Origin of the sequence: Lacisediminihabitans sp., assembly GCF_036404185.1 — a bacterium.
Lineage (GTDB): Bacteria > Actinomycetota > Actinomycetes > Actinomycetales > Microbacteriaceae > Lacisediminihabitans.
In genome coordinates, this window is the sequence record NZ_DASWPB010000221.1 from 1 (window position 1) to 10,418 (window position 10,418).

Annotated in this window: 13 protein-coding genes; 8 read left to right on the plus strand and 5 right to left on the minus strand. The window is 69.1% G+C overall.

What is annotated here, in order from left to right; translation table 11 throughout:
• The 5 genes from VGC18_RS15465 to VGC18_RS15485 all read left to right on the plus strand — a co-directional run.
• On the plus strand, positions 1 to 290 hold a 290-nt coding region (locus tag VGC18_RS15465), incomplete at its 5' end, for a hypothetical protein (protein WP_331099024.1).
• Positions 291 to 336: 46 nt separating this feature from the next.
• Entirely contained in the window at positions 337 to 1,233 is an 897-nt protein-coding gene (locus tag VGC18_RS15470; protein ID WP_331099026.1) for an ABC transporter ATP-binding protein, read from the plus strand.
• Positions 1,230 to 2,075 carry an ABC transporter permease gene (locus tag VGC18_RS15475; protein ID WP_331099028.1) on the plus strand — a complete coding sequence of 282 codons (846 nt, stop codon included), beginning with the start codon at positions 1,230 to 1,232 and terminating at the stop codon, positions 2,073 to 2,075. Before VGC18_RS15470 ends, VGC18_RS15475 begins: the two co-directional genes overlap by 4 nt.
• Positions 2,072 to 3,280 carry a sensor histidine kinase gene (locus VGC18_RS15480; RefSeq protein WP_331099030.1) on the plus strand — a complete coding sequence of 403 codons (1,209 nt, stop codon included), beginning with the start codon at positions 2,072 to 2,074 and terminating at the stop codon, positions 3,278 to 3,280. Before VGC18_RS15475 ends, VGC18_RS15480 begins: the two co-directional genes overlap by 4 nt.
• Entirely contained in the window at positions 3,277 to 3,900 is a 624-nt protein-coding gene (locus VGC18_RS15485) for a response regulator transcription factor (protein WP_331099033.1), read from the plus strand. Before VGC18_RS15480 ends, VGC18_RS15485 begins: the two co-directional genes overlap by 4 nt.
• A 285-nt stretch (positions 3,901 to 4,185) precedes the next feature.
• Here VGC18_RS15485 and VGC18_RS15490 read toward each other — a convergent pair whose 3' ends face one another.
• The 5 genes from VGC18_RS15490 to VGC18_RS15510 form a co-directional block, all read right to left on the minus strand.
• On the minus strand, positions 4,186 to 5,280 hold the full coding sequence (locus tag VGC18_RS15490) for a UDP-N-acetylmuramate dehydrogenase (protein WP_331099035.1): 1,095 nt from the start codon (positions 5,278 to 5,280) through the stop codon (positions 4,186 to 4,188).
• A 4-nt stretch (positions 5,281 to 5,284) separates the two neighbouring features.
• Positions 5,285 to 5,704 carry a MaoC family dehydratase gene (locus VGC18_RS15495; RefSeq protein WP_331099037.1) on the minus strand — a complete coding sequence of 140 codons (420 nt, stop codon included), beginning with the start codon at positions 5,702 to 5,704 and terminating at the stop codon, positions 5,285 to 5,287.
• Positions 5,701 to 6,147, minus strand: coding sequence for an FAS1-like dehydratase domain-containing protein (locus tag VGC18_RS15500; protein WP_331099039.1), 447 nt, complete (start codon positions 6,145 to 6,147; stop codon positions 5,701 to 5,703). Before VGC18_RS15500 ends, VGC18_RS15495 begins: the two co-directional genes overlap by 4 nt.
• A 318-nt stretch (positions 6,148 to 6,465) precedes the next feature.
• Positions 6,466 to 7,320: an alpha/beta hydrolase gene (locus tag VGC18_RS15505; protein ID WP_331099041.1), complete on the minus strand. Its 855-nt coding sequence runs from the start codon at positions 7,318 to 7,320 to the stop codon at positions 6,466 to 6,468.
• On the minus strand, positions 7,305 to 8,324 hold the full coding sequence (locus tag VGC18_RS15510; protein ID WP_331099043.1) for an SDR family NAD(P)-dependent oxidoreductase: 1,020 nt from the start codon (positions 8,322 to 8,324) through the stop codon (positions 7,305 to 7,307). The genes VGC18_RS15505 and VGC18_RS15510 overlap by 16 nt, the downstream gene beginning before the upstream one ends.
• Before the next feature lie 104 nt (positions 8,325 to 8,428).
• On the opposite strand from VGC18_RS15510, the gene VGC18_RS15515 reads away from it, so the two are divergent.
• The 3 genes from VGC18_RS15515 to VGC18_RS15525 form a co-directional block, all read left to right on the plus strand.
• A complete protein-coding gene (locus VGC18_RS15515) occupies positions 8,429 to 9,106 on the plus strand; it encodes a TetR/AcrR family transcriptional regulator C-terminal domain-containing protein (protein WP_331099045.1) in 678 nt (225 codons plus the stop codon).
• Positions 9,107 to 9,256: 150 nt separating this feature from the next.
• The gene (locus VGC18_RS15520) at positions 9,257 to 9,565 is read left to right on the plus strand and encodes a hypothetical protein (protein ID WP_331099047.1); all 309 of its coding nucleotides are present in this window, start codon (positions 9,257 to 9,259) and stop codon (positions 9,563 to 9,565) included.
• 127 nt (positions 9,566 to 9,692) lie between these two features.
• Positions 9,693 to 10,418: M15 family metallopeptidase (locus VGC18_RS15525; RefSeq protein ID WP_331099049.1), on the plus strand; the 726-nt coding region annotated here is incomplete at its 3' end.

The window sequence follows — 10,418 nt, forward strand, 5'->3', positions numbered from 1 at the left end:
GGAGAGGACTCGAAATGAGCGAGAACAACGAGGAGAACACGACCGTGACCGGCCCGAGGGTGCGCTGGGCGGCGATCGTCTGGGGAGCCTTCGTCTCCCTCGTGGCAGTGGGCATCCTGTTCGTGGGCGGATCCACGACGAGGAGAGCCGCCTTCGCCGACTGGCTCGGCGGTCTCGACGGCGGCCAGGTCTGGCTGGTCGTGGTGGTGGTCGCCGGCGCGATCCTCCTGGTGTCCGGCCTGCTCGCCGTGCTGCGTCGGGCATCCACCGATCGGTTGACCCGGCTCTAACCGGTACACCGTTGCCCATGGATGCGGCCGGAGCCACCATGGGGGCATGACAACTTCCGCGAACCATCAGGAGAGATCCCCGCACGTGAGCGTGCGGGACCTCCGCAAGCAGTACGGCGGGTTCGTCGCCCTCGACGGCGTGAGCTTCGACATCGAGCAGGGCGAGACCTTCGCCCTGCTCGGCCCGAACGGTGCGGGCAAGAGCACCACCATCGAGGTCCTCGAGGGCTACCGCGATCGCAGCGGAGGCGAGGCGAGCGTGCTCGGTGTCGACCCGCACAGGGGCGGCATCGCCTGGAAGGCGCGCCTCGGCATCGTCCTGCAGAACACGGGCGAGAGCGGTGACGTCACGGTGCGCGAGCAGCTCAGCCACTTCGCCGGCTACTACCCCAACCCGAGGAACGTCGACGAGGTCATCGTCGGCGTCGGCCTCGAGACCAAGGAGAACACGCTCATCCGCAAGCTGTCCGGCGGGCAGCGCCGACGGGTGGATGTCGCGCTCGGCATCATCGGACGGCCGGAGCTGCTCTTCCTCGACGAGCCGACCACCGGCTTCGACCCGGAGGCGCGCCGCCAGTTCTGGGGCCTCATCGAGGGTCTCAAGACGGAGGGGACGACGATCCTGCTCACCACGCACTACCTCGATGAGGCCGCATATCTCAGCGATCGGGCCGGCATCATCGCCGGGGGCAGGCTCATCGACATCGGCAGGATCGACGAGATCGGGGGCGCGGAGGCCCGCGTGCCCATCGTGCGCTGGCAGGATGCGTCCGGCGTCCAGGAGCGCAGGACGACCACCCCCGGCGCCGTCGTCGCCGAGCTCGTGGCGGCAGGGGGCGAGCCCCGGGGCCTCGAGATCGTGCGACCGAGCCTCGAGGACGTCTACCTCGAGCTGCTCTCGGCGAACGACCACAGCACCCAGGAATTGGAGCCATCGCTATGACCACCACGACCATCCAGACGCCGCCACTGCCGGCCGGCCGCACCCTCCGACTCGGCTTCAGCCGCATCGGCTATGAGGTACGGGCCTACTTCCGTCGCGGCGACGGGGTGTTCTTCACCTTCCTGTTCCCGCTGGTCTTCCTCGCCATCTTCTCCGTCGCCTTCAGCACGTCGAGCTTCGGCAAGGACGCGGCGGGCAACACGGTCACGGCCGCCGACTACTACCTGCCCGGAATGCTCGCCGCCGGCCTGCTGCTCAGCGGCCTGCAGAGCATGTCCATCGACATCGCCGGCGAGAAGAGCGACGGCACGCTCAAGCGCCTCGGCGGGTCCCCGCTTCCGGTGTTCAGCTACTTCATCGGCAAGATCGGCCAGGTGCTCGTGACCGGCGTGCTCCAGGCGGCGCTGCTCATCCTCGTCGCCGGCGTCGTGTTCCGGGTCACCCTGCCGACGGACCCCGCGAAGTGGCTCACCTTCGTCTGGGTGTTCCTCCTCGGCGTCACCACCTGCGCGGTGCTCGGGATCGCCCTCTCCTCACTGCCCAGGACAGGCAAGAGCGCGACCGCGGTGATCATCCCCATCACGCTCATCCTGCAGTTCATCTCCGGGGTGTATCTGCCCTTCTCCCAGCTGCCGAGCTGGCTGCAGAACACCGCGAGCCTCTTCCCGCTCAAGTGGCTGGCCCAGGGAATGCGCTCGGTGTTCCTGCCGGACAGCTTCAAGGCGGTGGAACAGGGCGGCTCGTGGAACCTCTCCGGCATCCTGGTGGCGACCGTCATCTGGCTCGTCGTCGGGCTCGTGCTCTGCCGGGTGACCTTCCGCTGGATCCGCAAGGACTCGTGACCCCCGAGACGGCCTCCGAGTGGGAGGCTGAGACCATGCGCGGTGATCGCTGGTGGCATGTGGCCTTCGGGACGACCGTCGTCGTGCTCGCGATCCTCGACGGCACCACCTGGTCGCGGAGCGAGGCCTGGCGTGTCGGCGGATGGGTCGTGCTCGGCCTCCTCACGCTGGCCTACGTCACGATCGGCCGACTCGCCCTGCGAGGCGGACGGTTCGTCCTCCCCTTCTCGCTGCTGATCATCGTCGGCTCCGGCGCCGCCGTCGCCTGCTCCCCCAACATGGCGGTCATCCAGGCGATCTCGTTTCCGATCCTGTGGATGACCATCCCCCGCACCCGGCTGGCCGTCGTCGCGAACGTCGCGCTCGCGCTCTCGGTGAGCGCGGGCTTCGTCATCGGCCTCGGACCGTCACCGGATTCCTTCGCCCAGGCCGCGGTCGTCGAGTCCATCTCCCTCGTCTTCAGCCTCGCGCTGGGGTCGTGGATCAGCCGCATCGCCGAGCTGAGCGCCGAACGTCAGCGACTGCTCGACGAGCTCACGGCCACCCAGGAGCAGCTCGCCGTGATCCACCGCGACTCCGGCATCACGAGCGAGCGCGAACGACTCGCCAGGGAGATCCACGACACGATCGCCCAGAGCCTCACCGGTCTCGTGATGCTCTCCCAGCGCGCCAGGCGCGAACTCGCCGTGACCGACCTGGCCGCGCTCGACGAGCAGCTCGAGCTGCTCGAGGAGAACGCCCGCGACGTGCTCGCCGAGACCAGATCGCTCGTCGCCGCGACGGCGCCCGTCGAGCTCGGCGGGGGGATCGCCGCCGCCCTCGAACGGCTCGCCGCACGGTTCGAACGGGAGACCGGCATCCGCGTGACCTTCGAGACGGAGACGACAGTGGAGTTCGGCAGAGACACACTCGGCAGGGACACCGAGGTGGTGCTGCTGCGCAGTGCGCAGGAGGCGCTCTCGAACGTGCGCAAGCACTCCGGAGCGGGATCGGCGACGGTCGAGCTGGCAGGCGGGGACGGCATGGTCTCGCTCACCGTCAATGACGACGGCGCCGGCTTCGAGACCTCCGCGGCGGGTACCGGCTTCGGCCTTCCCGGAATGCGGGACAGGCTCGCGCTCGTGGGCGGCACTCTCGAGCTGAGAAGCTCGCCGGGCGCCGGCACGACCCTCACGGTCTCGCTCCCGGTCGGGGCGTCCGCGTGATCAGCATCCTGGTCGCCGACGACCATCCCATCGTTCGCAGCGGCATCGTCGCGCTGCTGCAGACGGCACCGGACCTCGAGGTCATCGGAGAGGCCGCCGACGGGGGCCAGGCCGTCGAGCTCGCGGCGCGCCTGAAGCCCGACCTCGTCCTCATGGACCTCCGGATGCCCGTTCTGGACGGGGACGAGGCGACCGCCCGGATCCTGGCCGCCGACCCGGGCATCCGGATCATCGTGCTGACGACCTACGAATCCGATGAGAGCATCCTGACGGCGATCGAGGCGGGGGCCAGCGGCTACCTGCTGAAGGCCGCGCCACAGGAGGAGATCCTCGCCGGCATCCGTTCGGTGGCCCGTGGAGAGGTCGCCCTCGCCCCGTCGATCGCGGCGCTGCTGGTTCGACGGGTGAAGAGTCCGCCGGCGGTCACCCTGACCGAGAGGGAGACGCAAGTGCTCGCGCTGGTCGCGCAGGGCAACAGCAACGCCCGCATCGCCGGGGCGCTGTTCCTCAGCGAGGCGACCGTGAAGACGCACCTGCTGCACGTGTTCGAGAAGCTCGGGGTGAGCGACCGCACCCGCGCCGTCACGCTGGCCATGGAGCTCGGCCTGCTAAAGCGCTGACCCCGCGCCTCCTGCGCTGCCCTTTCCTCCCGTTCCGGGCCGTTCCTGTTAGCTCCTCCCGGTTGTCCCATCGTCCGGGCCGCACCATCCGGGCCATCTCCCCGGGCGTGTCGCCGCCCAAACCGATGTCTCTGTTTCGTCGTGTCACGTCAACGTGACATCAGGTTGACGTGACACGACGAAAAGGAGAAGGTGGTTCCCGCGGCGGCGGCCGCACCCGGAACCGAACAGCGGGCAGCGCGCAGCACCGGAACCGAACACCCGGCACCCGGCACCCGGCACCGACTAGAGCTGCACTCCGACGAGGACGGGCTCCGGCTGCAGGATGACGCCGTACGCGCCGAGCACCATCGCCTGGATGTATCGCGCCAGTTCGGCGATCTCCGCCGCGGTCGCGTCGCCCGTGTTGACGAGCGCCAGGCTGTGCTTGCTCGACACCGCGGCTCGGGAGCCGGGCAGCCGGAAACCGCGGGGAACACCGGAATGCTCGATGAGCCAGGCCGCGCTCAGCTTCATTCGGCGGCGGGCGGGCACGATCGGCGGCAGGTCCTCGGGACGGAAGCTCTCGAGGGGGGCCACGATCGGGGCGGCCCGTTCCGGCTCGGTCGGCCAGCGAGGCGCATCCGCGGGCAGTCCCCTGGCGAACTCCTCGCTCACGATGGGGTTGGTGAAGAACGACCCCGCACTCACCGAGTCGGGATCGGCGGCATCCAGCAGCATGCCCTTGCCCGCGCGGAGGGCGAGCACGGCCGCGCGGACGCTCGCCACGGGCAGGCTCTCGCCGAACGCCACGCCGAGTGCCGTCGCCAGCTGGGGATAGCGGACCGTCGACATCCCGGTGCGGCCGAGTCGCAGGTCGATCGAGACGACGAGACCCCGCCTGCCCCGCTTGAGCGCCGAGGTCCGGTACCCCAGCTCGAGCTCGCTCACGGGAACCCGCAGCAGCTCGCCCGTGTCCCAGGAGAGGAACTCGACGGACACGAGGCTCGCGGCCAGCTCCTGCCCGTACGCCCCGATGTTCTGGATGGGTGCCGCGCCGCTCGACCCCGGGATGCCGGAGAGCGCCTCGAGCCCGGCGAGACCGTTCTCGACGGTGTGGGCCACCAGGGCATCCCAGGGCTCCCCCGCCTGGACGCGGAGGACGACCTCATCGCCCGCGACCTCGAGCGTCTCGATCCCCCGGGTCACCACCCGAATCAGGCTTCCGGGCAGTCCCTCGTCGGCCACGACCACGTTGGAGCCGCCGCCGAGCAGCAGCCACTCGTCGTCCGTCGCCCATACGTCCAGGGCGGTCCGGACGAGTTCCCCCGGCGTGGTCGGCGCATACACGCGGTCGGCCGGTCCGCCGACCCGCAGCGTGGTGAGCTCCGAGAGGTTCACCGGTCTAGGCCAGGCTCACACGCACCTGGGCCTTGCCCAGCACCGTCTCGCCCCCGCAGGTCACGGTCAGATCGATGCGAGCCGTCTGCGCCTCCGCGTCCAGGACACCGACACGCGCGACCACCAAGACCCTCGCCCCGTCGGTCGCGTCGACGAGCACCGGGCGGGTGAAGCGCACCTGATAGTCGAGCACCTTCGCGGGATCGCCGATCCAGTCGATCACCGGCTGGATGGCGACCCCCATGGTGAGCATCCCGTGGGCGAGCACGCCGGGCAGTCCGACCGACCTGGCGACGTCGTCGCGGTAGTGGATCGGGTTGAAGTCGCCGGATGCGCCGGCATACCTCACAAGGGAGTCCCGGGTCAGCGGGAAATCGGCCTCCGCCACCACGTCGCCGACCTTCAGGTCAACAAGCCCGCTCATTCGTCGCCCCTGACCACGAGCGTCGAGATCGCGGTGACCACGTGCGCGCCGTCGGCGTCGACGATGGCCGATTCCGCCGTGACCATCGAATGGCCGCCGAGGGATTTCACGCTCGCCACCGTGAGCGTCGCGGTCAGGGTGTCGCCGGCGACGATCGGACGGGTGAAGGTGAAGCGCTGGTCGCCGTGCACGACCCTCGTGAAGTCGATGCCGGCATCCGGCTCCTCGAGGAGCTGGTGCAGCGTCGACTCCTGCACGACCACGGCGAACGTGGGGGGCGCGACGACGTCCGGATAGCCCGCCGCCCTCGCGGCGGTCACGTCGAGGTTGATGGGATTGCTCGCGAAGACGGCCCGCGAGAACTCGCGGACCTTCTCGCGACCGACGAGGTACGGCTCCGTCGGGGGGAAGACCCGTCCCTGGAGTTCTGGATTCACTGGCACGCCTGCCAGCTTAACGACAAAGCCCCGGATGACCGTTTCCGATTTGTCCGGGGCTCGTCACGAGTCCGATGGGACCCGTCAGGCGCTGCTGCCTACTGGCAGCTCTCGCACTGCAGGTCGTCCATGGGGTCGACGGGTACCGCGTATCCGCCGACGAAGTTGTCGTTGTCCATTGGGACCTCCTAAGCCTCGAGTAAAATCCACCCCCACGTCACCGCGCGTTAAGCCGGCGCCGTCGTGGGTTCTCACTATATAACGTGAATGACAGTCCTGTCATTCCACTACATCTAGTGTTTTTGGCGTGTCGCCGACATCCACTCAGCCGAGCGCGTCTCGAAGCCAGGCGCGCGCCCGCAGCAGGAGCGCTTTCGCGGGTTCCGTGTCTCGTGCCCAGTTCTCGAAACCGTGCGGCGCGCCCGGCACGACATCGAGAACCACCTCCGCACCGGCGCGCTCCAGTCGCCTCGCGTAGTCCACGTCCTCGGCGTAGAAGAGCTCGATGTCGCCGACCGCGATATAGGTCCGCGGCAGTCCGGACAGCTCGACCCTGCGTGCGGCCGCCGCATAGGCGGGCGCCTCGGCCTGCCCGAAGGCCGTGCCGAGATAACCGCTCCATCCGAACCGGTTCGCGCGATTGTTCCACACCCAGTGCTCGATCGCATCGAGCGACTCGTCCGCGGCGGTCCGATCGTCGATCATCGGCGCGAACAGCCACTGGGCCAGCGGCTGCGTTCCCCCCTCATCGTGCACCCGCTGGACCAGGGACGCGGCCAGCCCGGCACCGGCGCTCTCCCCTCCGACGACGATCCGGGCGGGATCGACACCGAGTTCCGCCGCGTGCGCCTGCAGCCATGCCCATGCCGCCCGCACGTCGTCGAGCGGAGCCGGGAAGGGGTGATCCGGGGCGAACCGATAGTTGGCCGAGACCACGGGGATGCCGAGCTCATGGGCGGTCTCGGCGCAGAGCACCTCGTCCTGGCGGGCATCGCCGAACAGCAGGCCTCCACCGTGAATCCAGAGCAGAGCGCCGTCCCCGATGCGCTCGTCCGGCCGGTAGAGCCGGATCAGGCCACGCATCCACGCCTTGGACGCGTCGGGAACGGGCAGTTTCCGCGTCGCCTCGCGAAGGGCGGGATCGACCTTCTCGATGTCCACGCCTACTGCACCGACCATCCACCGTCCGATGGCAGCACCGCACCGTTGATGTTGACCGCATCGTCGCTGAGCAGGAAGGTGATCGACGCGGCAAGCTTCTCGGCGGTCGCGATCGACGGGATCTGGCTCTGGAACGGCGACAGCCGCGCCGTGCCCGCCTCGGACGGATGCGCCGGCATCGGGATGCCGGTGGCGACCCCGCCGGGCGCGACCGCGTTGATCCGCAGTCCCTGCGGTCCATACATGAAGGCGGCGCTGCGGGTCAGGCCGACCACTCCATGCTTGGAGACGGTGTACGCGTTGCCGGATGCGTTCCCCCGCAGCCCCGCCTCGGAGGCGACGTTGACGATCGCACCGGCACCGACTGCGAGCATCGCCGGGATGACGGCACGCGACAGCTTGAATCCGCCGGTCAGATTGATCCCGATCACCCGATCCCAGATCGCGTCGCTGGTCTCGTGCAACGGCGAGAAGTCGTCATTGATCCCGGCGACATTCGCGAGGCCATCGATCCGATCGCCTGCCGCGGCGGCGATCGCGTCGATGTCGTCCTGCTTCGTGATGTCCCCCACGACCGTCACGATGTCGGCATCCGGCAGAGAGCCGGCGAGTTCTCCCAACCGGTCAGCGCTGATGTCGACGGCGACGACGCGTCCGCCCTCCCGGGCGATGCGGGTCGCCGTGGCGCGGCCGATCCCGGACGCGGCGCCGGTGACGATCACCGTCTTGCCCGCGAAGCGTTCCGGCGTCACCCTCTCGACCCAGCCGGATGACTCGCCGGTGTCTTCCGGCACGACGCCGCCGTTAGCCCGCAGCACGAGGTCGTCGACGACGGACTGCGGCATCTGTCCCTGGCTCATCACCACGAGCTGCTGCAGCGGCAGGCCGCTCACCGGTGCGAGGGCCTCATCGCCGACGCCAGCCTGCCCCAGCAGGCCACGAATCAGGGGACCGCCGACGGGATCAGCCAGCCAGGTTCCGATGGTGCTGTTAGCGGTCAGAGGCGGAAGGTTGTCGGTCATCAGCGATCTCCACAATGTCGGAAACGGCGTCGCCCTGGCGCCGCTCCCTCAGCGTAGATATTCACGGTCGTGAATACAAGCGATCCTGGTTATATCGTGGGCGTATGTCCACCAGCGATTCGACGAGGAACGGCCGGCGCGGTCGCGGCAGCCGTGCGGGGCTCACCCAGGCACGGATCGTCGAGGCGGCACGAGGACTGGGGGCCGAAAGCATCACGGTGCAGGCCGTCGCCGACCGTCTCGGCGTCGATCGTGCCGCCGTGCATCACCACGTCAACGATCTGGACACGTTGCGCGAGCTGATCGCCCTGGACGCCTTCACGGTGCGATTCGCGCCCGTGACGATCGCACCGGGAGCGGACTGGCGCGAGGCCTGCCGGCTTCTCGCCGTATCGATGCACGATGCGGTCCTGGCCTCGGGAGGGCTCGGCGCGTATGTACGCCTGACGCCCTCGGATGTCGCCGTGCTGGAGCCGGTGGAGCAGACCCTCGGGATCATGATCGCCGCCGGTTTCGACGACGAGACGGCCGCCAGGAGCCTCACGACGCTCGCGGGAATTGCCGCCGCCACCGCGCGGGAGAGGGTGATCGCGGGACGTCAGACCGGACATCCTCAGGCTCCCGCGGTCAGGCGAGCGATCGAAGAGAACGGTGACGTCGAGCTCCCGGTGCTCTACCGCCTCGCGCAGGCGGACCTTGTGGCATTCGACGATGCCCAACTGCAGGCGAGCATCGATCTGGTGCTCGATGGAATGGCGACTCGATTGCGGAGCGACGGCTGACACGCCATAACCGTCGACGCCCGGAAGGATCGACCGCTTGCAGGTATGGTCCCTCCCGTCAATCCCTTCCGGCACGACCCGTGCCGCCCTAAACTTTTGGTACCCCTTATGGGTGACGCAATGAGGCGTCTGGAACAGTAAGGAGACACCATGGCTCATCGAGTGATCACTCCCGATGACCGGTCCGGTGTACAACCCAAGGCGTGGGCCAAAGTCGTGCACCACGGCGGCCGCAGCTATGTCGCCACCGCCACCATGGCGGACATCTTCGTTGCACACGCTCGCGACGTGATCGCGAGGAACGAGACCGAGCTCGTACCGCTCCTCCACCAGGGCGGCGTCGACCTGCTGGTCATCGGCCCGGAGACCCGGTTCGCGATCGTCGACATCGAGATCGGCGCAGCAGAGGCCCCGCTGGACGACACCCAGCAGGCAAAACCACGACGCACGGCCTCCTGAGCACGCCCCCCCTCATAGTTCAACGTCGCGGTGTGTTGTCGACACCGTGCCCGTCGTGTACGGCCGCGCCGTCGACAACACACCGCGCGGATGAAGGCGGGCGGGGGGCGGCGAATAGGCTGGCCGCATGGACTCCCCCCGCATGGGACAGCAGACACCGGGACAGCGCACATCCGCACGCCGCAGACGGCTGATCGTCGGCATCGTCTCCGCCGTCATCGTCGTCGCCCTCGTGATCGCCGGCGTCCTGGCCTTCGCCACCCCGCGCGGTCGGTCGGAGTCGCCGCGCGCATCCGCCCCCCATCCGACGAAGACGAGCGCCACCCCGCGGACGTCGTCGACCCCCGTCCCGAGCCCGACACCGACCTTCGACGCCAAGGCGCTCTCGATCGACGACCCGACGAGCATCTGGGTGGTGGCCAACAAGCTGCGCCCGCTTCAGCCGGCGGACTACGTGCCGCCCGACCTGGTGGAGACCCCCGTGGCCCACCAGAACCCGCCGCCGCTCCGCAAGGAGGCCGCGGACGCGATGGTCACGATGTTCGCCGCCGCGAAGGCCGAGGGCGGCGGGGCGATGGAGCTCCAAAGCGCGTACCGGTCGTACACGACGCAGGTCGCCGTCTACAACGGCTGGGTGACGAGCTCCGGACAGGCCGGTGCGGATGCCCAGAGCGCCAGGCCGGGATACAGCGAGCACCAGACGGGGCTGGCCGCCGACATCGGCTCCGTGCCGCTGCAGTGCACACTCGCGGCCTGCTTCGGTCAGACGACGCAGGGGAAGTGGCTCGCGGCGAACGCCTGGCGCTTCGGCTTCCTGCTTCGCTATCCGGCGGACAAGGTAGCCGTCACCGGC

Excerpts from the sequence above, each read along its gene's own strand:
- VGC18_RS15470 (WP_331099026.1), top strand. The coding sequence starts at position 337 with ATGACAACTTCCGCGAACCATCAGGAGAGATCCCCGCACGTGAGCGTG.
- VGC18_RS15475 (WP_331099028.1), top strand. The coding sequence starts at position 1,230 with ATGACCACCACGACCATCCAGACGCCGCCACTGCCGGCCGGCCGCACC.
- VGC18_RS15495 (WP_331099037.1), bottom strand. The coding sequence starts at position 5,704 with ATGAGCGGGCTTGTTGACCTGAAGGTCGGCGACGTGGTGGCGGAGGCC.
- VGC18_RS15505 (WP_331099041.1), bottom strand. The coding sequence starts at position 7,320 with ATGGTCGGTGCAGTAGGCGTGGACATCGAGAAGGTCGATCCCGCCCTT.
- VGC18_RS15510 (WP_331099043.1), bottom strand. The coding sequence starts at position 8,324 with ATGACCGACAACCTTCCGCCTCTGACCGCTAACAGCACCATCGGAACC.
- VGC18_RS15515 (WP_331099045.1), top strand. The coding sequence starts at position 8,429 with ATGTCCACCAGCGATTCGACGAGGAACGGCCGGCGCGGTCGCGGCAGC.
- VGC18_RS15520 (WP_331099047.1), top strand. The coding sequence starts at position 9,257 with ATGGCTCATCGAGTGATCACTCCCGATGACCGGTCCGGTGTACAACCC.